This window comes from Kitasatospora sp. NPDC089509, assembly GCF_044749365.1.
Lineage (GTDB): Bacteria > Actinomycetota > Actinomycetes > Streptomycetales > Streptomycetaceae > Kitasatospora.
In genome coordinates, this window is sequence record NZ_JBIVHS010000012.1 from 132,705 (window position 1) to 153,611 (window position 20,907).

Genomic DNA, 20,907 nt, shown 5'->3' on the forward strand with positions numbered 1-20,907 from the left:
GCTCGCCGAGGGCGGTGCCCCGGCGGCTGTTCGGGCGGTGACCAGGCCGGATCCATCCAAGCGCCCGGCCCACCCCAAGTCGAGGAACGGCAGGGCCCCGTGCGTGTCGGCGCACCCGCCCGCCGCCCGCCGCCCGCCGCCGACCGGGCCGCCCCGACCTTGATCGCCCACCGCCCGCCTGCGATCATGCCCCTGACGTGGAATCAGTCCGCGTCGCACAGCGGGGAACAACGGGGAAGCAAGGAGACACATCCGTGATCGTCGTGACGGGTGCCACCGGTACGGTCGGCTCGAAGGTCGTCGTCGGGCTGCGCGAACGCGGCCGGGAGGTAAGGGCGTTGGTGCGCGCCGGGTCCGCGGGCCCGGCCGAGTGGGACGCGGCGGTCGAGCGGGTCGCCGCCGACTTCGCCGACCCGGCCTCGCTGGACGCCGCACTGGCCGGGGCCGACACCGTGTACCTGCTGGTCGCCGTGCACCCGGAGATGGCCCAGCACGAGAAGAACGTGATCGACGCGGCGGTGCGCACCGGCCGCCGCCCGCGGATCGTGCTGCACGCCGCCGCCGGCGTCGAGCACCGGCCGGAGGGCGTGCGCTTCGTCGGCGCGCACGTGGCGGGCCTGGACCACCTGAAGGCCTCCGGCCTGCCCTGGACGGTCCTCGCCCCGAACGGCTTCCACCAGAACTTCCTCGGCTCCGCCGCGACCGTCAGGGCCGGACAGCTGGCCGCGCCGGGCGGCGAGGGCGCGGTGTCGTACGTGGACGCCCGGGACGTCGCGGCGGCCGCCGTCGAGGTGCTGGCCGGCGCGGGGCACGAGGGCGCGGTCTACACCCTGACCGGTCCGGCGGCGCTCACCCACGGCGAGGTGGCCGAGCAGCTGGCCGCCGCCGCGGGCCACCCGGTCGCGTACACCGCGCTCACCCCCGAGACGGCCCTGGACGGCCTGCTCGGCCTGGGCTGGAACCCGTGGCGGGCCGAGGGCATGGTCGAGCTGTACGGGCTCTACGCGGCCGGGCACGCCTCGGCGGTCAGCCCGGACGTGGAGAAGCTGACCGGTCGTCCGCCGCGCTCCTTCGCCGAGTTCGCCGCCGAGCACGCGGACGCGTTCCGCGCCTGAACCCCGCCGGGCCCGTGCCCGGCCCCCGCCAGGCCCGGCCCCGGCCGACCCGGGGCCGGCGCGCGCCGGGGAGCAGCTCGTCAACGCTGCGTCAAGATCCCCCTGCACACGCCTTACCGTCCGCGCCGGCCGGGAGCATACTGTGCTGCGCGCGGCGAGCGCCCGGCGACAGGGCCACTCCGGACCCGGCCCGGCCGCGCCGCGACGGGGAGAAGGTAGAACAGCGTGGCAGTACTCGTGGTCGCCGTCGTGGTCGTCCTGCTGTGGCTGATGACCGGCGTGCGGGTGGTGCAGCAGTACGAGCGCGGTGTGGTGTTCCGGCTGGGCAAGGTGCGCGGGCAGGTCCGCGAGCCGGGCCTGACGCTGCTGGTGCCGGTGGTCGACCGGATGCGCAAGGTGAACGTGCAGGTGGTCACCATGCCGGTGCCCGCCCAGGAGGGCATCACCAAGGACAACGTCTCGGTGAGCGTCGACGCGGTGCTGTACTTCCGGGTGGTCGAGCCGATCCGGGCCACCGTGGACGTGCAGAACTACAGCTTCGCCATGCTGCAGGTCGCCCAGACCTCGCTGCGCTCGATCATCGGCAAGAGCGAGCTGGACGACCTGCTGTCCGGCCGGGAGCACCTGCACCAGGGCCTGGAGGTCATGCTGGAGAGCCCGGCAGCCGGGTGGGGCGTGCACATCGACCGGGTAGAGATCAAGGACGTCAGCCTGCCCGACTCGATGAAGCGCTCGATGGCCCGTCAGGCCGAGGCCGACCGGGAGCGCCGGGCCCGCATCATCACCGCGGACGGCGAGTTCCAGGCCGCCGCCAAGCTCGCCGAGGCGGCGGGCAAGATGGCCGAGACCCCGGCGGCGCTGCAGCTGCGCATGCTGCAGACGGTGGTCGAGGTCGCGGCGGAGAAGAACTCGACGCTGGTGCTGCCGTTCCCGGTGGAGATGCTGCGCTTCTTCGAGGCCTCCGCGGCCCGGCTCACCGACGTCCCGGCCGCCCCGGCCGCCCCGCCGCAGACACCGGCCGCCCCGCCGCAGACACCGGCCGTCCCGCCGCAGACACCGGTCGTACCGTCGCAGACACCGGCCGCACCGACCGAGGACAGCTGACAGGTACGCCGCCGACCCGGGAAAAGTTCCCGGGTCGGCCATAGCTCCGCTCTATGACGTCATAGATCAAAACCGACTACACCTCCGGCCGAACAGCGGGTTTGCTGCAAGGGTCCAGACCAATCCGCCTTTCGCCTCGCCCGACCGGAGGATCCGTCCGCATGACCCGCCCGATCCGAGTCGCCATCGTCGGAGCCGGCCCCGCCGGCATCTACGCCGCCGACGCCCTGCTGAAGTCCGATGCCGCGCAGGCGCCCGGCGTCTCGATCGACCTGTTCGAGCGGATGCCCGCCCCCTTCGGTCTGATCCGCTACGGCGTGGCGCCCGACCACCCGCGGATCAAGGGCATCGTCACCGCGCTGCACCAGGTCCTCGACAAGCCGCAGGTCCGCCTGTTCGGCAACGTCGACTACCCGACCGACCTCGGCCTGGACGACCTGCACCGCCACTACGACGCCGTGGTCTTCTCCACCGGCGCGATGGCCGACCGCGCGCTCGACCTGCCCGGCATCGACCTGGACGGCTCCTACGGCGCGGCCGACTTCGTCTCCTGGTACGACGGCCACCCGGACGTCCCGCGCAGCTGGCCGCTGGAGGCCGAGAAGGTCGCCGTCCTCGGCGTCGGCAACGTCGCCCTGGACGTCGCCCGGATCCTCGCCAAGACCGCCGACGAGCTGCTGCCCACCGAGATCCCGCCGAACGTGTACGAGGGCCTGAAGGCCAACCGCGCCGTCGAGGTCCACGTGTTCGGCCGCCGCGGCCCGGCCCAGGCCAAGTTCAGCCCGATGGAGCTGCGCGAGCTCGACCACTCGCCCACCATCGAGGTGATCGTCAACCCGGAGGACATCGAGTACGACGAGGGCTCGATCGCCGAGCGCCGCGCCGTCAAGCACGTCGACCTGGTCGCCGCGACCGTCGAGAACTGGGCGATCCGCGACGTCGGCGACCGCCCCCACCGGGTCTACCTGCACTTCTTCGAGTCCCCGGTCGAGGTGCTCGGCGAGGACGGCAAGGTCGTCGGCCTGCGCACCGAGCGCACCGAGCTGGACGGCACCGGCAATGTGCGCGGCACCGGCCGGCACACCGACTGGGACGTCCAGTCGGTCTACCGCGCCGTCGGCTACTACTCCGACGAGCTGCCCAAGCTGCCCTTCGACCCGGTCTCCGGCACCGTCCCGCACCAGGCCGGGCGGGTCCTGGACGGCGACGGCTCGCACGTCCCCGCCGTCTACGTCACCGGCTGGATCAAGCGCGGCCCGGTCGGCCTGATCGGCCACACCAAGGGCGACGCCAACGAGACCGTCGCCTGCCTGCTGGACGACCACGCCGGCGGCCGGCTGCCCGGCGCGGTCGAGCCCGACCCGGCGGCGATCGAGGAGCACCTGCGCGCCCGCGGCGTCCGCTTCACCACCTGGGACGGCTGGAAGCAGCTGGACGCCCACGAGCGCGAGCTCGGCCGGGCCGAGGACCGCGAGCGCGTCAAGGTCGTCGAGCGCGAGGAGATGCTCCGCAACAGCGGGGCCTGAGCCGGCACCTTGGCTCGGGGTTCAAGACTCAGGGCTCAGGACTCAGGACTCAGGAACGGACCGGGCGGACGATCGGCAGCAGCACCTCGTCGACGATCGCCGCCGGGTCCAGTTCCACCGGCCCCCCGCCGCACATCTTGAACCGGTACAGCATCAGTGCCGGCACCACGTCGGTGACCATCGGGGTGACCGTCCCGGGGCGCACCTCGCCCCGGGCGGTGCCCCGGTCGAGCACCTCGGCGATCAGCGCGGTGGTCGGCTCGACCACCCGTTCCAGCACCAGTTCCAGGAAGGCGTGGGCGCGCCGGTGGTCCAGCTCGCCCATGATCGCGCGGACGGCGGCGCCCAGTTCGCTGAACATCGCGGTGCGCAGCCGGGTGACCACCTCCAGCAGGTCCCCGCGCAGGCTGCCGGTGTCGGGGGCCGGTACGGACGGCGGCAGGCTGGCCCGCAGCGCGTCCATGACCAGCTCCTCCTTGGAGGACCAGCGCCGGTAGAGGGCGGCCTTGCCGGTCTGCGCAGCCGCGGCCACGCCCTCCATGGTCAGCCGGGCGTAGCCGTCGGTGGTGAGCTGTTGGAGGGCCGCCCCGTAGATGGCGCTCTCCAGTGCCTCGCCGCGCCGACGGATGGGGGCGGCGTCCGCTGCCGGGTGCGCGGTGCCGCCCGCGACAGTGCGGGCTTCAGCGGTCATGACGGCACACCTTCCGGGGGTTCCCTGTTCGCCTGGGCCGGCTTCGCCTGGTCTGCGTTCACCTGGCCTACCCCCAATGTTAGTGAACGAACCCGTTCCCTCCCAAGCACCGTGCGCGACCGGCCTCCGGGGACGTTCCGGTTCGGCCCCCGGAGGCCGCGACAGGTCGGCTCAGCGGTCCGCCTGGTAGCCGTTGATCTTGCTCAGCGGGCCCCGGCTGTTGTCCTCGTAGACCGGCTGCATCTGGACGTCGCCGTAGATCTGGAACAGCTGCTTCGCCGAGTTGGCGGTGGTCGGGTTGCAGTTCGGGAAGCCGGTGTACCAGTAGATGCTGGCCACGCCGTCGCCCTCCACCGGCGGTGAGACCGTGGTGTAGAAGGTCACGATGCCGATCTTCGCCTGGTTCGGCCCGTTCGGGTCGTGCAGCTCCCAACCGCCGGACACGGTGGCGGGGTTGTTCAACGGGGTGACGGTCAGCGTCATGTCGTCGTTGAACTGGACGGCCGTGATGCCGAGCCAGTTGCTGATCCGGTCGTCGAACCGGAACGGCCGCGCCGGGTAGGTGTAGTCGGCCACGTTCCCGCCGCACTGGCCCGCCGCCCGGGTCGCCGCCTGCGCCGTGCCGCCCTGGGCGAGGGTGCCCGCCGCGGCGATCAGCACGGCCAGCGCGGCCAGGCCCCTGCGGGTCGTCGTGTGCTTCATGGTGGAGGTCTTCCTCTGCTCGTCGGTTCCGTTCGTCGGCGAAACGCCGACCCGACCCAGTGGCTCACCCGCCGCCCGCACCCGCAATCGCCGTGCATCGAACGGCCGACACGGCGGCACGCCCGGGGATTCGGGGGCCTTCACGACGCTGTTCGGGTGACTCCCGGGCGCTGCCGCCCCGGCGCCCGGGGGCGGCTCCGCTACCAACGGAGGATCACGCCCACCCGACGAAAGGCGGTCCCGCCATGGCCGTGCCCACCACCTTCGACCACAGCGCCTCCGGCTACAGCCTCGCCCACGCCTACTGCCTGGCCCGGGCCGCCGACCTGGCGTACAAGGACGACGCCACCGTCGACCGGCAGGCCCGGGACTGGGGCTTCGAGACCGTGCGCCACCACGAGACCAGGTTCACCCCGCCGTTCCCGCTCCAGGACACCCAGGCCTACACCATGGCGAGCGACCGGATGATCGTGGTCGCCTTCCGCGGCACCGAGCCCAAGGAGATCCGGGACTGGCTGACCGACTCCAGCACCCCGCCCTGGCCCGGCCCGGCCGGCACCGGCTACGTCCACTACGGCTTCGCCGAGGCCCTGGAGTCCGTCTTCCCCGACGTCCGCAAGGCCCTCGGCGAACTGCGCACCGAGGAGCAGAGCGTCTGGTTCACCGGCCACAGCCTCGGCGGCGCCCTCGCGATGCTCGCCGCCGCCCGGCTGAGCCTGGAGGACCCCCGACTGACGGCCGACGGCGTGTACACCTTCGGCCAGCCCCGCACCTGCGACCGGCTGCTCACCGCCGCGTACAACACGGCGTTCCAGGGCCGGAGCCACCGCTTCGTCAACAACAACGACGTGGTCCCCCAGCTGCCCCCGGAGCCGGCCTTCACCCACACCGAGGCCCTGCACTTCATCGACTCCTCGGGCGTCGTCCACCAGGGCGCCGGGGGCATGCTCGCGGGCATCGCCAACCGCGCCAAGGGCCTCACCTCCGCCGCCTTCGAACCGACCGGCGAAGGCGTGCGCGACCACTTCATGCGCAACTACCTGGCGGCGCTGGAGAAGAACCTCTGAGCCACCCTCCCCCGGAGCTGGCGCCAGGGCCCCCGCCCGGTCGCCGGCTCCGGCGCTCACTCCGACCGCAGCGCCGGGCGGTGACCCCGCGCGAAGCCTTTGTTCGGGACCGTCGCCCGTGTTCGGCGGAGCGAAGACCCGTACGGGGGACGGCAGATGAACAATCGTCGATTCCCCGGTGCCCCGCCCGTCCCGTGGACGATAACGGAGGTGCTCCTGCCCACCCCCATCCGAGGAACCGACCGATGCCGATCAACAACTACGGCGTGCTCGCCGCCTCCGCCGTCGACCGGCGCCGCGAGGGCGCCACCGGCACCCCGCACTACCAGATCCACCTGCGCGACGCGGACGGCACCGACTACCGCGCGGCCGTCAACGTGCTCTCCCAGCAGGCCCCTTCGGACCTGCTGTACCTCGCCGACGAGGACTTCCGGCACCCGGTCACCGGGCTGCTGCCGGCCGCCGGGAGCGGCTGGACCGCGCTGGCCTCCCGGCCGGGCACGGCCGCCCTGGACTTCGTCCGCGGCAAGCTCTTCGACCACACGGCGATGCGGGTGCTGCCGCCCGACCTCCCGGGCCCGGACAACGACCTCGCCGACCTGCTCGACCACTACGTGCAGCGCGCGATCGCCGACGCCGACGCCGCGGTGTACGTGTTCGGCCAGCGCTTCGGGCCCGAACCCGGCGTCCCCGACAAGGTGTTCGGCTTCCTGCCCGGCAACGGCGTGCACGACGTGCACATGAACCAGGGCAACAGCGGCCAGTTCCGCGGCGACGACGGGGTCTACCAGGACGGCGGCCTGCTGATCCACCTGCCGGACGAGAACCGCTGGACGGCGGTGTTCCTCGCCTTCCAGTCGCAGTCCTGGCACACCGACGACCGCACCGGCCACGCCCTGCCGGCCACCGTCCCGCACCCGGGCCGGGCGCCGGAGCAGAGCTCCAGCAGCCAGGCGTAGGACGTCCCGCGGCTCCGCGTCAGCCGGAGATCGGCGGACTGGGCCGGGTCAGGCCGCGGTCGTAGGCGAAGATCACCGCCTGCACCCGGTCCCGGGCGCCGATCTTCGCCAGCACCCGGCTGACGTGGGTCTTGACGGTCGATTCGGCCAGCACCAGCCGCTGGGCGATCTCGCTGTTGGTCCAGCCCTGGGCGATGGCCACCAGGATCTCCCGCTCGCGCTCGGTCAGCGCGTCCAGCCGGGGGTCCTCGGCGGGTGCCGCCCCGGCCGGCCGGACCGGCAGGCGGTGGGCGTAGGCGTCCAGCAGCCGCCGGGTGATCGCGGGGGCCACCACGGCGTCGCCCTCGGCCACCGCGCGGATCCCGGCCAGCAGTTCCTCCGGCCGGGCGTCCTTGAGCAGGAAGCCGCTGGCCCCGGCGCGCAGCGCGGCGTGGGCGTACTCGTCCAGGTCGAAGGTGGTGAGCACCAGGATCCGGGAGCGGCCGCCGCTGGCGACGATCTGCCGGGTGGCCTCGATGCCGTCCATGCCGGGCATCCGGATGTCCATCAGCACCACGTCCGGCCGCAGGTCGGCGGTGAGCCGGACGGCCTCGCCGCCGTGGGCGGCCTCGCCGACCACCTCCGTGTCGGGCTGGCTCTCCAGCAGCATCCGGAAGCCGTAGCGCTGCAGTGGCTGGTCGTCCACGATGAGGACGGTGGTCACGGGTGGCCGCCTGTCGGGTCGGGGGTGAGGTCCAGTTCGGCCTCCACGGTCCATCCTGCCCCAGGGCCGGGGCCCGCCGTGACGGTCCCGCCGTACAGGGCCGCGCGCTCGCGCATCCCGGCCAGGCCGTGCCCCTCGCCGTCCGGGCGCACCGGCCGGCGGACGCCGTCGGGCGGGCCGCTGTCCCGGACCCGCACCCGCAGCCGGGCGGCGTCGACGGTCAGGGTCACGTGCGCGCCGGTCTCCGGTCCGGCGTGCTTGAGGGCGTTGGTCAGCGCCTCCTGGACGATCCGGTAGGCCATCAGCTGGACGCCGCGGTCCAGGCCGTCCGGGTCCCCGCTGACGGTGTAGACCACCTGGGGGCCGGCCGCGCGGATCCGGGCGCACAGCCCGTCCAGGTCGGCGACGCCGGGCTGGGGGTTGAACTCGGCGGACTGGTCGGCCTGGTCGCGCAGGACGCCGAGCATCCGACGCAGTTCGCCGAGCGCCTGCCGGCTGGTCTCGCCGATCAGCTGCAGGGCCTCCCGGCCGCGCTCCGGCGAGGCCTGGACGGCGTAGGCGCCGCCGTCGGCCAGGGTGATGATCACGGACAGGTTGTGGCCGATGATGTCGTGCATCTCCCGGGCCACCCGGGTGCGTTCGGTGGCGGTGGCCAGCCTGCTGCGCTGGTCGCGCTCGATCTCCAGCCGGGCCGCGCGCTCGCGCAGTCCGGCCAGCTGGGCGCGGCGCACCCGGACCGCGATGCCCACGGCGACGGCCGCGGTGGCGGCGCTGCCGAGGAAGAACAGCGCGTCCCCGACCGGCAGTCCGCCGCCGGAGACCTCCACCGCCACCAGCGCCATCGCCCCGGCCATCACACCGCAGGCCCAGGCCAGGTGCCGCAGCCGGCCGTGCAGGGCCAGGCTGTAGAACGCCACCAGCAGGGCGGCGTCGGCGCGCAGCGCGACGCCCAGCGACCACTGCAGCACGAACACCGCCATGATCGCGGCGAAGGCCGCGGTGGGCCGCCGCCGGCGCCACAGCAGCGGCACCACCAGGCCCATCTGAAGGGCCAGGGTGGCCGGCAGCGGCGGGCGGGCGAAGGTGAACCGGTGCTCGCGCGGGCCGCCGTCACCGTGGCCGTGGACGAGGTCGGGCAGGCAGAACAGCAGGAAGACCACGGCCACCACGGTGGTGTCCAGCACCCAGGGGTGGGCGCGGTCCGCCTCCCGCAGCCGCTGGCCGATCCGGGCCAGCCGGCCGTACAACGGGTGGCCGGACAGCGCGTCGGTGGGCACGGCCGGGCCGGCCGGGGTGACGTACTCCTCGCTCACCGGTGGGTTCTCCCTGCTGCTCGGACGAAGGACGCGGTGCGGCGCCGGTCGGTCCTGGCGCCGCACCGCGAGTGTCTCAGGCGTCGCTGCCTGCTCAGGCGTCTCCGCCCGCTCAGGCGTCGCTGCGCACCAGCCGTACGGCCGCCCCGGCTAGGGCCAGCACCGTCCAGCCGAGGAAGACCAGCAGGCCGGCCGTCGGCGAGAGCGTGGTCGAGTCGTGGTGCAGGGCGAACATCGCCTCACCGGCGTGGCTGGGCAGGTAGGGGCTGATGTGGCTCTGCCAGGAGGTGGGCAGCAGCGAGGTCAGCCCGGGGATCAGCATCAGCGAGGCGACCAGGACGGCGATGCCGCCCGCCACCGAGCGCAGCACCGCGCCTAGGGCGACGCCGATCACGCCGACCAGGCCGAGGTAGAGGCCCGCGCCCAGCAGGCCGCGCACCACGCCGGTGTCGGAGAGGGTCATCGCCGCGCGGGTGCCGGACAGGATGCCGCTGTCGGCCGAGAAGGTGACGAAGACCCCGACGGTGCCCAGCACCAGCGCGATCGCCCCGTACACCGCGGCCTTGGACCAGAGCACCGGCAGGCGGCGCGGCACGGCGGCCAGGGTGGAGCGGATCATGCCGGTCGAGTACTCGCCGGCGGCGACCAGCACCCCGAGCACGCCGAGCGCCAGCTGGGCGAAGTTGGTGCCGAACAGGGAGAGGCTGAGCGCGCTGGCGTCGGCGAAGTCCCGGTCCATCGGGCGGCCGGAGGTGATCCGCGACTTGAACTGGAAGGCGGCGATCAGGCCGAAGGCGACCAGGAACAGCAGCGCCAGGCCGAGGGTGATCCAGGTGGAGCGCAGCGACCAGAGCTTGGCCCACTCCGAACGCAGCACGCGCGCGGCCGTCACCTTGTAGGCGGGGCGGGCGGGGCGCGGGGCGGCGGGCGTGGCGGTCTGGCTGGGGGCGATGGTGGTCATGCCGCGCTCCTCACGGTCTCGGTCGTGGCGGTGGTGGCGGTGGTGGTGCCGTGGTACTCGACGGCGTCCCGGGTCAGCTCCATGAACGCCTCCTCCAGGGAGACCGTCCGGGGGGTCAGCTCGAACACCGCGATGCCGTGCTCGGCGGCGGTGAGCCCGATCTCCCGGGCCGTCCGCCCGGTGACCAGCAGTTCCTCCGAGCCGGTACGGCCGGTGATCTCCACGCCGGGGCCCGAGAGCACCGAGCGCAGCCGGGCCGGGTCGGCGCTGGCGACCTTGACGACGTCCCCGCCGGCCTGCTGGACCAGCTCCTGGACGGTGGTGTCGGCGAGCAGCCGGCCGCGCCCGACGATGATCAGGTGGTCGGCGACCAGCGACACCTCGCTCATCAGGTGCGAGGAGACGAAGACGGTGCGGCCCTCTGCGGCGAGCGAGGTGAGCAGGTTGCGGATCCACAGCACGCCCTCGGGGTCGAGCCCGTTGACCGGCTCGTCCAGCATCACCGTGGCCGGGTCGCCCAGCAGGGCGGCCGCGATGCCGAGGCGCTGGCCCATGCCGAGCGAGAACGCCCCGGCGCGCTTGCGGGCCACCGACTGCAGGCCGGTCAGCTCGATGACCTCCTCGACCCGGCGGCGCGGGACGCCGTGGGTGTGGGCCTGGGCCATCAGGTGGTTGAACGCCGAGCGGCCGGGGTGGATGGACTTGGCCTCCAGCAGCGCGCCCACCTCCTGCAGCGGCGCGGCGTGCTCGGCGTACCGGCGGCCGTTGACCCGCACCGACCCGCCGGTCGGCGCGTCGAGCCCGACGATCATCCGCATGGTGGTCGACTTCCCCGCCCCGTTGGGCCCCAGGAAGCCGGTCACCGCCCCCGGCCGGACCGTGAAGTCCAGCCCGTCCACGGCGGTCTTCTCCCCGTACCGCTTCGTCAGCTGGTGCGCCTCGATCATCGCTCACCCTCACCGTTCAGGGGCCGGTCCGTCCGGCCGCCCACGGTTCCACGCTAGGGCCGGGCGCGGCCGGATCGACGGCACCGGGGACTGATCATCGGAGGGCGCGTAGTACCGCGGTACCACGCCTTCGCCCTACCCCGGGTAAAAGCGCTGTCGCGGGCGGTGCCGACTGCCCCAGGATGGCGGGATGGACGATCGAAGCGTGACGCTGCGTCGGATGACCGAGGCCGAGTACCGGTCGGCGACCGAAGTGCGGGAGGCCGAGACCACGGCCGAGCTCGCCCGGCTGATGCCCGAGGAGCTGGCCCGCGAGCGCTCCCGCGCGGGCACCGCCACCTTCCTGCCGCAGGGCCGCGCCACCGCGGGCCACCACCTGGTGGTGGCCGAGAACGCCGCGGGCGAGGTCGTCGGCAGCGCCTGGATCGGCCCCGACCCCCGCTCGGGCGCGGGCACCTCCGGCACGGCCTGGCTGTACCACATCCGGGTCCTCCCCGGGTTCCGCCGCCGGGGCTACGGCGCCGCCGTCCTGGCCGCCGCCGAGCGGCTGGTCGCCCGGGAGGGGATGACCGGCCTCGCCCTGAACGTCTTCGGCGGCAACGAGGCCGCGATCGCCCTGTACCGCCGCTGCGGTTACGGCGTGCAGGCGATGTCGATGAGCAAGGCCGTGGGCGGGACCGCGGACGGAACCGCGCACCGGTGACGGGCGACGGCCGCTGCGGGGAGTGCGGGGCGCGGGACTGCACGTCGCTGTTCCACCTGCTGCTGGCGCTGGACCACGCGCGGGCGGAGCCGTGGGGGCCGTTGCACGGGGTGTCGGTGTCCTGCTTCCTGCTCCAGCACCCGGGCCGGCTGCCCGGCGACGGCGGGGCGGGCGCGCGGGCGTTCCTCCGGGCCTACCTGACGGGCGGGCTGCCGGCGGTGGAGCGGCTGATCGGTCGGGCCCGCCGGGCGAACTCGCATCGGGTGACGGGCGGGCCGCCACGGAGCGTGACGGCGGCCCCGGCAGCGCCGCGGGGCGGGTTCGCGGTCACCATCGAGCAGGTCGCGCTGGACGGCACCTTCCCGGCCGCTGGGTTCCCGGAGCGGGTACGGGACTGGGCGACGGCCACGCTGGCGGCCTGGGACGGCCACGCGGGGTAGCCGGACCGGGACGGGTTTCAGGGACCTGTGCGGCCCGGGGCCGCGCCCGCTGCGCGGGGGCGCGGACCCGGAGCGCTCCGGCTCAGTTCCAGGGGTTGGCCGGCTGGTCGTTGATGGCCGTCCAGAACCGGGTGTTGTTGGGGATGTTGCCGTAGGCCCAGAAGGTCCAGCCGCCGGTCTGCGCGAGGTCGGGGCCGAAGTGGCCGTCGTGGAACTCGGCCTGGCGCCAGCCGGCGCCGAAGGAGGCCTGGCAGATGCTGTCGGCGGCGGCCTTGCTGTTCAGGCGGTAGCCCTTGACCGCCGGGCTGAGGGCGACGGTGCCCTGCGCCCAGCCGTTGTAGAAGCCGATGTTCAGTCCGGCCGGGGCCGGGCTGCCGTCGACGTTGAGGCAGAGCACGGGCAGGGCGACGGAGGGCGCGGTGTCGCCGTGGTAGGCGTCGCTGGGGCTGCCGCCCGGGCCGCCGACCTGGACGGTGCCGTCCGGGCCGTAGGAGAGGGCGGCCCAGGTCATACCGAGGTGGGTGGCCGGGCCGGTGGCGGCGCCCGCCGGTGCGGCGGTGAGCGGGACCAGGGCGGCCGCGGCGACGGCGGTCGCGGTGGCGACGGCCTTCTTCAGGCGGTTCATCGACAACTCCTCATGGCTGGGGCAAAGGGGTGGGGCAAGGGGTGGGGCGCGGTGCACAGGACGTGGTTCGCGTGCTGTGACCGACTGGTTTCAGCCGGTGCACGACAAACCTCTCAACCGCACGCACACAACTGGCATGATCTGGTCATCGTTCTGTCACATCACGCACTCAGGCGATGCCCCATCGCAGTCGCCGCAGGTCCCGGGGAGGGCCGCTTGGAGTTCAGGATCCTCGGAGCGCTGGAGGTGTGGACCGGCGCCGGGCGGCGGATCCCCCTGGAGGGCTCCCGAACGGAACGGCTGCTCGCGACCCTGCTGCTGAACGCCGACAGCGCCGTCCCGGTGGCCCGGCTGGTCGACGCCGTGTGGGACGAACGGCCACCCGCCACCGCCGGCCGCCAGGCCCGCAACCTGGCCGGGCTGCTCCGGCGCCGGTTCGCCGAGGCCGACCCGGACGCGCCGCCCGCGCTGCTCACCGACGGCCCCGGCTACCGCCTCGCCCTCACCGGCCACCGCCTCGACGCCCACCGCTTCACCGACCTGCTCACCGACTCCCGCCGCGCGGCCGCCGACGGCCGGCCCGAGACCGCCGCGGCCGCACTCCGCGAGGCGCTCGGCCTGTGGCGCGGCCCCGCACTCGACGGGCTCTCCGGCGCCGTGGGCTCCCCCGGCGCCGTCGCCCTCGACGAACTGCGCCTCACCGCTTGGGAGGAGTGCCTCGACCTGGAACTCGCCCTCGGCCGCCACCGCGCCACCGTGCCCGAGCTCACCGCCCTGGTGGCCGACCACCCGCTCCGGGAGCGCTTCGCCGGACAGCTGATGCGCGCCCTGCACGGCTCCGGCCGCGCGCCCGAGGGCCTCGCCGTGTACCGACGGTTCGCGGACCGGCTGGCCGAGGAACTCGGCCTGGACCCCGGACCGGAGCTGCGCGCCCTCCACCTCGACCTGCTCGCGACCGCCCCGGTCCGCGCCGGGTCGGCCCGCGGTGAGCCGGCCCGCGGCGAACAGGCCCGCAGCGACCGGACCCGCGGTGAACCGGGCCACGCCGATCGACCCGAGCCGCCCGACGACACCCCGCGGCCCGCCCAACTCCCGCCCCCGCTACCCACGTTCGTCGGCCGGGAAGCCGAACTCGGCGCACTCGACCGGCTGCTCACCGGCCCCGCCGCCGTCCTCGCCCTCTCCGGCCCGGCCGGCGTCGGCAAGACCGCCACCGCCGTCGCCTGGGCCCACCGGGCCCGGGACCGGTTCCCCGACGGGCAGCTCTACGCCGACCTGCACGGCTTCTCCGTCGACCCGCCGCTCACCCCGCACACCGTCCTGGCCCGCTTCCTGCGCGCCCTCGGCCTCCCCGGGGAGCGCGTCCCGACCGCCCCCGACGAGGCCGCCGCGCTCTACCGCTCCCTGCTGGCCGGGCGCCGCCTGCTGGTCGTCCTGGACAACGCCCGCGACGCCGACCAGGTCCGGCCGCTGCTGCCGGGCGCCCCCGACTGCCGCACCGTGGTCACCAGCCGGACCCGGCTGGACGGGCTGACCGCCCGCAACGGCGCCCGCTCCCTGGTGCTCGACGTCCTGCCCGCGCCCGCCGCCCTCGACCTGCTCGCCCGGATCAGCGGCGCACACCGGACCGGTGCCGAACCCGGGGCCGCCGCCGAACTCACCGCCGCCTGCGGCCACCTGCCGCTCGCCCTGGCCATCAGCGCGAGCCGGCTGGCCGCCCGCCCGGACCGCAGCCTCGCCGACCACGCGGCCGAACTGCGCGACGAGGAACACCGGTTGACCGCCCTGCAGATCGACGGCGACGCCACCTCCGCCGTCCGCGCCGCCTTCGACCTCTCCTACCGCTCGCTGCCCGCCGAGGCCGGCGCCCTGCTACGACTGCTCGCCCTCGCCCCGGCCGCCGAGGTCACCGCGGACGCCGCCGCCGCGCTCTCCGGCGCCCCGACCGCCGCCGTCCGGCCCGTCCTCGACCGGCTCGCCACCGCCCACCTGCTCACCCACCTGGACCGCGACCGCTACCGGCTGAACGAGCTGCTGCGCCTGTACGCCGGCGAACGGTGCGCCGCCGAGACCCGCTGCGGCGAACGCGCGGCCGCCCGCGCCCGGCTCTGCTCCTGGTACCTGCACCACGCCGAGGCCGCCGGCCTGCTGATCACCCCCGAGCGCCGGCGGATCCCGCTGCCACCGCCCGAACCCTGGTACGTGCCACCCGGGTTCACCACCCCGGCGCAGGCCTTCCGCTGGTGCGAGGAGGAGCACACCCAGCTGCTCGCCGTGATCCGCGAGGCCGCCCGGCACGGCCGCTCCGACCACGCCTGGCAGCTCCCGGTGCTGCTCTGGAGCTACTACGCGGTCAGCCCGCACCTGGACGAGTGGGTCGAGGCCGACCGGATCGCCGTCACCGCCGCCCAGCGGTCCGGCGACCGCTTCGGCGAGGGCCACGCCCGCAACGACCTCGCCACCGCGCTCGGCGCCCTCGGCCGGCCCGACCAGGCCCGCGCCGAACTCCACCGCGCCCGGGCCCTGTTGGCGGCCGCCGGGGACCAGGTCGGCGAGGCCCACGTCATCGGCAACCTGGGCGACCAGTGCCTCGAAACCGGCGAACACCACCAGGCCGCCGCCTACTCCCGAGAGGCCCTCGCCCTCCTGGCGGCCCAACCGCCCGAGCGCCGCGACGACTGGGCGATCGGCGCCCTGGAGACCAACCTCGGTATCGCCGCCCTGCTGGCCGGCCGGCCCGAGGAGGCCGCCGACCGCCTCCACCGCTGCCTCGCCCGCCACCGCCGCACCGGCACCCGCGTCCTGGAGGGCATCACCCTCTACTACCTCGGCGAACACCACCGCCGCCAGGCCCGCCCCGCCGAAGCCGCCGCCCACCTCCACCAGGCCCTCGCCCTGCTCGACACCCACACCCCCAACTCCCGGCTGCGCACGGTGGTGTCGACCACCCTCGCCGAGCTCGAAGCCCCACCGCCACCGGGCCCGAGCGACCTGACCGTCCGTCAGACCTGAGGCGACTCGTCGACGAGCCGGTTGTTGCGGTCGATCTCCGCCATGTTCGTCTCGGCCCAGACCCGCAGGGCGGAAAGCGGTCCTTCGAGGGACAGCCCGAGCCCGGTGAGCCGGTAGTGGACGGCGGGCGGCACGGTGGGTTCCACCCGGCGTGCGGCCAGACCGTCGCGGACCAGGCCGTGCAGGGTGACGGAGAGCATCTTCTGCGAGATGCCCGGGATGCGGCGCCGCAGCTCGGCGAAGCGGAGCTCCCCCGGGGCCTGCTCGGCCAGCACCTTGACCGTCATCGACGTCCACTTGGTGCCGAGGCGGTCCAGCAGCCGGCGGGTCGGGCAGAGCGGATCCAGCAGGTCACCGTGCTCACCTGGGCGCCGGTCACGTCCGCCGGGCGTCGCCGTGGTCACCTGGGGCTCACCACCTGAAGGGAAAGTGCCGTCTTGGGCAGCCCAGGATAGTTCCCTAGCGTGACCTGGTCACCATTCCTCACCGTTCCTCACCAGGTACCCGGAGTCCCGCCATGCCCGAACTGCGCCCGATGCCCGAACTGCGCCGCGTCCTCGCCAACGGTGTCGAACTGAACGTCGCCCTCGCCGGATCGGGCCCCGCCGTCCTGCTGCTGCACGGCTTCCCGCACACCTGGGAGCTGTGGACGGACGTCATGGCCGAGCTGTCCGACCGCCACCTCGTCATCGCACCGGACCTGCGCGGGTTCGGCGCCAGCGGCCGGGCCGCCTCCGGGTACGACGCCGGCACCCTGGCCGAGGACGCCGCGGCGCTCCTCACCGCGCTCGGCGTGGACTCGGCCGCGGTGGTGGGCATCGACGCGGGCACCGCGCCGGCCTTCCTGCTCGCCCTGCGCCGCCCCGGTCTCGTCCGGCGCCTGGTCGTCATGGAGTCCCTGCTCGGCCGGCTGCCCGGCGCCGAGGACTTCCTCGCCGCCGGGCCGCCGTGGTGGTTCGGCTTCCACTCCGCCGCGCCCGGCCTCGCCGAGACCGTGCTGGAGGGCCACGAGGCCGCCTACGTCGACTGGTTCCTGAGCACCGGCACGCTCGGCGACGGTGTGCGCCCCGCCCTCCGGGACGCCTTCGTCCGCGCGTACACCGGCCGCGAGGCCTTGAGCCGCGCCTTCTCGTACTACCGGGCCCTGCCGGAGAGCGCCGCACAGATCGAGCGGGCGGTCGCCACCGCCCGGCTGACGGTGCCGACGCTGGCGTTGGGCGCCCGGCCCGTCGGCACGGCGCTGGAACGCCAACTCCGCCCGATCGCCGACGACCTCACCGGACACCTCATCGAGGACTGCGGCCACATCATCCCGCTGCACCGACCGCACGCCCTGCTCACGCTGCTGCGCCCGTTCCTGGCCGGTGCGGACGCGGACGCGGTGTGAAGACGTCCGGGCCGGGCAGCGGGCCCGGCGCGGGCGGCGCCCCCGGGTCCGGCCGGTAGCGCTCGGCGCGGGCGTGGTACTCGAAGTCGCCGCGCAGCAGGGAACGGTGGTGCCCGGCGTAGAGCTGCACGGCCGCGCGGATCGGCCGGGTGGCGCCGGCGGCCGCCAGTTGGGCGGGCAGCTGCTCCTCGGCGCTGACGGCCCGTTCGACGCAGGCGGCCCGCAGGGCGTCGACCTCGGTGACGGCCTGCTGCACCGTCCCGCCCCGGTGGTGGCGCAGCACGAAGACGGCGTTGTGGTAGTAGCCGGCCGCGCCCTCCTTCCGGGCCGAGCAGATGTCGTTGTAGAGGGCGATGTGGTCGACCACCGCGCCGCGCAGGGCGAGGAGTGCGGGCAGTCGGCGCAGGTGCTCGGGCAGGTCGATGGCGGGCGGGGTCTCGAAGAGGTCCAGGAACATCCCCATGCCGATGGAGTGCCGGCGGTGGGTGAGGTAGTCCTCGGGCAGCGGGGTGTGGCCGGCGGCGCGTTCCACGGCCTCGCGCCAGTACGTCCAGAGCCAGCCGGTGACGTCCGCGCGGAAGGCCCGCCGCCAGGAGGACGACCGGCCGGCCCGGGTGCGCCGCCAGAGGTCGGCCAGCGCGAGCGCCGCCGGGCTGGTGGGGCGGCGGACGCCGTTCACGACACCGGTCAGTTCGTCGATCGCCGCCCGGCTGCGCGCGAGGTCCTGCCCGCAGCCGTCGTCGTCGAAGGCGTCGTCGACGACGAACGCCCAGAAGGTCCACTGGCAGCGCAGCGCGAGCGGCCCCGGCCCGGCGGTCGGGTCGGTCAGGGCGCACCACAGCTCGGACCGGGTGCGCAGCATCCGGCGGCGCACCCCGGGCGAGGTGCAGAGGCCGAACGCCTCGGCCCAGGCCCACATGCGCAGGCCCGCCTCCTCCTGGTGCGGGTTGCCGCCGGTGGCCGGGAAGGGCATCCGGAAGGCGGGCAGGGTGATCTGATCCATGGCGCGCGCACTCCTGTCGGGTGGAGACGGGGGAACGGGGGAACGGGGGGACCGGGGAACACGGGAAGCGTGGGGCCGTGGAACGTTCCGACAGTGTGTGCGCACCACCCGGCGGGGCACACCCGGCGTCGAGCGTTCCCGGACGGGACCTCCACCCGGTGTCGACGAGCCCCGGCCGAGGCATCGGCCCGGCGGCGCCGGGCAGGTATCAGAGGTCGTCCGGCACCCGGCCGGGCGACCCGGTGCCGGTCCCGGACCCGACCGGCGGTACGGGAGGAGCGGCGACCATGGGCGAACTGGACGGCAGGACGGCACTGGTGACGGGCGGATCGCGCGGGATCGGCCGGGCGGTCGCCCTGCGGTTCGCGGCCGAGGGCGCGCTGGTCGCGGTGCACTACGGCAGCGACGAGGAGGCCGCCGCCGAGACCGTCGGGCTGATCGCCGAGGCCGGTGGCCGGGCCTTCACGGTGCGGGCCCGGTTCGGCGCGAGCGACGCGCTGGACGCACTGTTCGAGGGCCTCACCGCCGGGCTGGCGGAGCACGACGAGGACGGTCTGGACATCCTGGTGAACAACGCCGGCATCCACCTGATCGGCTCGATCGAGCAGCTCACCGAGGAGGAGTTCGACCGGGTGATGGCGATCAACGTGCGCGCGCCGCTGTTCGTGACCCAGCGGGCCCTGCCGCTGCTACGGGACGGCGGACGGATCGTGAACATCGCCTCGGCGGCCGTCCGGATCGGTTCCTCGCTCCAACTCGGCTACACCATCAGCAAGACGGCGCTGGTGGCCCTCACCGTCCCGCTCGCCAACGAGCTCGGGCACCGCGGGATCACCGTCAACACCGTCAATCCGGGCGTGATCCTGACCGACATGACGTCCCGGTGGACGGGCGTACCGGAGGCAATGGCCGAACTGGAGTCGGTGACCGCGCTGGGCCGGATCGGCCTGCCGGAGGACGTCGCGGACGTGGTCGGCTTCCTGGCGGGCCCGCAGGGCCGCTGGGTGACCGGCCAGACCATCGATGCCTCCGGCGGCACCTACCTGGGCCCGATCCCCAAGCGCTGAGCCCCCCTCCGTCCTACCGTCCCGCCGTCGACGCTCATGGTCCGGCGTCCGCCAGGCGCTCCAGGGCGCCCCGGATCACGGGTGCGTGCTGGTGGGCGGCGAGCCGGCGGTGGTACTGCCGCGCCAGGCCCGGGGGCAGGGCGCCGGTCAGGGTGATCGCGCAGTGCGTGGCGCGGGCCGCCTGGTCGGCCCGGCCGAGCGCGAGGTAGGTGTCGACCGCGAGCAGCAGCATCCGCCCGGCGAGCGGCGGGGCGGGCACCGGCTCGGGGCCGTCCAACTCGTCCAGCAGGGCGGCCAGATGGGGTTCCGCCCGGTCCGGCGCGCCCGCGAGGAGGTGGCTCTCGGCGCGGGTGACGGCCAGGTGGCGCCCGTCGACGGCGAACGGGAAGCCCGGCCGGTGCCGTCCGTCGGACGATGCCAGGGCGTCGGCTGCGTGGTCCAGCGCCCGCGCCGCCTCGGCGGGCCGCCCGAGGCGGGCGAGGGCGAGCGCCTCCCTGGTCAGCAGGAGCGCGGCGACGACCGGCTCCGGGCGCGGATCGGCGGCGCGGGCGGCCCGGACGACCGTCCGGGCGTCGGCCGCGTCGCCCGCCAGGAGGTGGCGGGTGGCCAGCTGTGCCAGCACGGTGGCCACGGCGGTCCGCCGGCCGGAGGCGACGGCGGCACGGAGGGCGGCCAGGTTGTGCCGCTCGGCCCTGGTCTCCTCGCCGACGGCGCTGCTGAGCCAGGTGCAGAGCAGTGCGGTGCGGGCGGCGAGCGGGAACAGCCGGCGCGGCGCCGGGGGCCCGCCACCGGAACCGGCCAGCAGGTGGTCGACGACGAGCCGGTGTTCGGCCTCGGCCGCGCGGTACAGGACGGTGGGCGGCAGCAGTGTGCCGCGCTCGTGCTGTTCGAGGGCGCTGGTGCGGGCCTCGATCCACCTCAGCTGCGCCTCCCTCCCCTGCGGCGGCGCCTCCGGCGGGGAGCCGCCGTCCGGCCGCCCCGCCTCCGCCAACCCCCGCAGGGCCTCGCCCAGTTGATCGGCCAACGCGCGCCCACTCAGGCCGAGTTCGGGCGACCCGGCGCTCCCGGGCGGGTGCACGGCGGCGCGCAGGGCGAGGACGGCCCCGTGGTCCGTGTAGGGCTGGTCCAGCGGGGCGGCCCCACCGCCGACCAGGTGCAGCCAGTGCGGCCAGCCGAGCCGGTGCACCTCCCGGGCGGGGACGTCATGGACGTGCGCCATCGCCAACTGGACGGTGTGCACGGGGACGGCGCGCCCCGATTCCCAGCGGGCGACCAGTTCCCGACGTGCGGCCAACTGCCCGAGGGCGAGGGCCCCGTGGGTGCGCGCGATGAGCTTGGCGTACTCGGGTTGGGACAGGCCCATCCCCGTCCGCAGCCGGGTCAGCGGGTTGGTGTACGCCGGCTTCCCGCCGGATCCGGCCGACGCCCGGGCACCCGGGCCCGGCAGCGGTTCGCTCACGACGGGCTCCGGGGGGTCCGCGGCAGGCGGGAACCGTCGCGGGCGTATTCGGACTGGGAAAGTCCCACCGCGGAACACAGGAGGTGGAGAGGGTGCGCCATGGATGCAGTCTTGAACCGTCTC

Annotated in this window: 20 protein-coding genes; 10 read left to right on the top strand and 10 right to left on the bottom strand. The window is 74.7% G+C overall.

The genetic code is table 11. The features are described 5' to 3' along the window. The first annotated feature begins 254 nt into the window (after positions 1-254). From ACIP4P_RS24715 to ACIP4P_RS24725, 3 genes are all read left to right on the top strand, one after another. Positions 255-1,115 (top strand): NAD(P)H-binding protein, encoded by an 861-nt coding sequence (locus ACIP4P_RS24715; protein WP_400921791.1) that lies wholly within the window; start codon positions 255-257, stop codon positions 1,113-1,115. A gap of 270 nt (positions 1,116-1,385) precedes the next feature. After that, the gene (locus ACIP4P_RS24720) at positions 1,386-2,219 is read left to right on the top strand and encodes a slipin family protein (protein WP_400921936.1); all 834 of its coding nucleotides are present in this window, start codon (positions 1,386-1,388) and stop codon (positions 2,217-2,219) included. A 161-nt stretch (positions 2,220-2,380) separates the two neighbouring features. Then, complete coding sequence (locus tag ACIP4P_RS24725) at positions 2,381-3,745, top strand: FAD-dependent oxidoreductase (RefSeq protein WP_400921793.1); 1,365 nt, start codon at positions 2,381-2,383, stop codon at positions 3,743-3,745. Positions 3,746-3,794: 49 nt separating this feature from the next. On the opposite strand, the gene ACIP4P_RS24730 is transcribed toward ACIP4P_RS24725, so the two are convergent. Beyond that, positions 3,795-4,436 (bottom strand): TetR-like C-terminal domain-containing protein, encoded by a 642-nt coding sequence (locus ACIP4P_RS24730; RefSeq protein WP_400921796.1) that lies wholly within the window; start codon positions 4,434-4,436, stop codon positions 3,795-3,797. Between the two features lie 171 nt (positions 4,437-4,607). Further along, positions 4,608-5,138 carry a hypothetical protein gene (locus ACIP4P_RS24735; RefSeq protein WP_400921798.1) on the bottom strand — a complete coding sequence of 177 codons (531 nt, stop codon included), beginning with the start codon at positions 5,136-5,138 and terminating at the stop codon, positions 4,608-4,610. Between the two features lie 245 nt (positions 5,139-5,383). On the opposite strand from ACIP4P_RS24735, the gene ACIP4P_RS24740 reads away from it, so the two are divergent. Further along, positions 5,384-6,205, top strand: a complete 822-nt coding sequence (locus tag ACIP4P_RS24740) for a lipase family protein (RefSeq protein ID WP_400921800.1) — start codon at positions 5,384-5,386, stop codon at positions 6,203-6,205. Between the two features lie 245 nt (positions 6,206-6,450). Further along, positions 6,451-7,164, top strand: a complete 714-nt coding sequence (locus tag ACIP4P_RS24745; protein ID WP_400921802.1) for a DUF2278 family protein — start codon at positions 6,451-6,453, stop codon at positions 7,162-7,164. 19 nt (positions 7,165-7,183) lie between these two features. On the opposite strand, the gene ACIP4P_RS24750 is transcribed toward ACIP4P_RS24745, so the two are convergent. From ACIP4P_RS24750 to ACIP4P_RS24765, 4 genes are all read right to left on the bottom strand, one after another. Next, positions 7,184-7,867: a response regulator gene (locus ACIP4P_RS24750; protein ID WP_400921804.1), complete on the bottom strand. Its 684-nt coding sequence runs from the start codon at positions 7,865-7,867 to the stop codon at positions 7,184-7,186. Beyond that, on the bottom strand, positions 7,864-9,144 hold the full coding sequence (locus ACIP4P_RS24755; RefSeq protein WP_400921938.1) for a histidine kinase: 1,281 nt from the start codon (positions 9,142-9,144) through the stop codon (positions 7,864-7,866). Before ACIP4P_RS24755 ends, ACIP4P_RS24750 begins: the two co-directional genes overlap by 4 nt. 148 nt (positions 9,145-9,292) lie before the next feature. Next, the gene (locus ACIP4P_RS24760; RefSeq protein WP_400921806.1) at positions 9,293-10,141 is read right to left on the bottom strand and encodes an ABC transporter permease; all 849 of its coding nucleotides are present in this window, start codon (positions 10,139-10,141) and stop codon (positions 9,293-9,295) included. Further along, positions 10,138-11,088 carry an ATP-binding cassette domain-containing protein gene (locus ACIP4P_RS24765; protein ID WP_400921808.1) on the bottom strand — a complete coding sequence of 317 codons (951 nt, stop codon included), beginning with the start codon at positions 11,086-11,088 and terminating at the stop codon, positions 10,138-10,140. Before ACIP4P_RS24765 ends, ACIP4P_RS24760 begins: the two co-directional genes overlap by 4 nt. Positions 11,089-11,278: 190 nt before the next feature. Here ACIP4P_RS24765 and ACIP4P_RS24770 point away from each other — a divergent pair, with 190 nt between their 5' ends. Together ACIP4P_RS24770 and ACIP4P_RS24775 are read left to right on the top strand one after the other, a co-directional pair. Continuing rightward, positions 11,279-11,791, top strand: coding sequence for a GNAT family N-acetyltransferase (locus tag ACIP4P_RS24770; protein ID WP_400921810.1), 513 nt, complete (start codon positions 11,279-11,281; stop codon positions 11,789-11,791). Further along, the gene (locus tag ACIP4P_RS24775) at positions 11,788-12,231 is read left to right on the top strand and encodes a DUF5946 family protein (RefSeq protein ID WP_350515120.1); all 444 of its coding nucleotides are present in this window, start codon (positions 11,788-11,790) and stop codon (positions 12,229-12,231) included. The genes ACIP4P_RS24770 and ACIP4P_RS24775 overlap by 4 nt, the downstream gene beginning before the upstream one ends. A gap of 82 nt (positions 12,232-12,313) precedes the next feature. Here ACIP4P_RS24775 and ACIP4P_RS24780 read toward each other — a convergent pair whose 3' ends face one another. Beyond that, a complete protein-coding gene (locus ACIP4P_RS24780) occupies positions 12,314-12,856 on the bottom strand; it encodes a hypothetical protein (protein WP_350515119.1) in 543 nt (180 codons plus the stop codon). Positions 12,857-13,072: 216 nt separating this feature from the next. Here ACIP4P_RS24780 and ACIP4P_RS24785 point away from each other — a divergent pair, with 216 nt between their 5' ends. Then, a complete protein-coding gene (locus tag ACIP4P_RS24785) occupies positions 13,073-15,868 on the top strand; it encodes an AfsR/SARP family transcriptional regulator (protein ID WP_400921813.1) in 2,796 nt (931 codons plus the stop codon). Here ACIP4P_RS24785 and ACIP4P_RS24790 read toward each other — a convergent pair. Beyond that, the gene (locus tag ACIP4P_RS24790) at positions 15,859-16,272 is read right to left on the bottom strand and encodes a winged helix-turn-helix transcriptional regulator (RefSeq protein ID WP_400921816.1); all 414 of its coding nucleotides are present in this window, start codon (positions 16,270-16,272) and stop codon (positions 15,859-15,861) included. The two genes, ACIP4P_RS24785 and ACIP4P_RS24790, sit on opposite strands and share 10 nt — an antisense overlap. Positions 16,273-16,385: 113 nt before the next feature. Here ACIP4P_RS24790 and ACIP4P_RS24795 point away from each other — a divergent pair, with 113 nt between their 5' ends. Then, complete coding sequence (locus tag ACIP4P_RS24795; RefSeq protein WP_400921818.1) at positions 16,386-17,255, top strand: alpha/beta fold hydrolase; 870 nt, start codon at positions 16,386-16,388, stop codon at positions 17,253-17,255. Here ACIP4P_RS24795 and ACIP4P_RS24800 read toward each other — a convergent pair. After that, complete coding sequence (locus ACIP4P_RS24800; RefSeq protein ID WP_400921820.1) at positions 17,206-18,258, bottom strand: terpene synthase family protein; 1,053 nt, start codon at positions 18,256-18,258, stop codon at positions 17,206-17,208. The genes ACIP4P_RS24795 and ACIP4P_RS24800 overlap by 50 nt on opposite strands. A 287-nt stretch (positions 18,259-18,545) precedes the next feature. Between ACIP4P_RS24800 and ACIP4P_RS24805 the strand changes: the two genes are divergently transcribed. Next, positions 18,546-19,325 (top strand): SDR family NAD(P)-dependent oxidoreductase, encoded by a 780-nt coding sequence (locus ACIP4P_RS24805; RefSeq protein ID WP_400921822.1) that lies wholly within the window; start codon positions 18,546-18,548, stop codon positions 19,323-19,325. Positions 19,326-19,359: 34 nt separating this feature from the next. Here ACIP4P_RS24805 and ACIP4P_RS24810 read toward each other — a convergent pair whose 3' ends face one another. Then, positions 19,360-20,784: a hypothetical protein gene (locus tag ACIP4P_RS24810; protein ID WP_400921824.1), complete on the bottom strand. Its 1,425-nt coding sequence runs from the start codon at positions 20,782-20,784 to the stop codon at positions 19,360-19,362. Between the last annotated feature and the right edge of the window lie 123 nt (positions 20,785-20,907).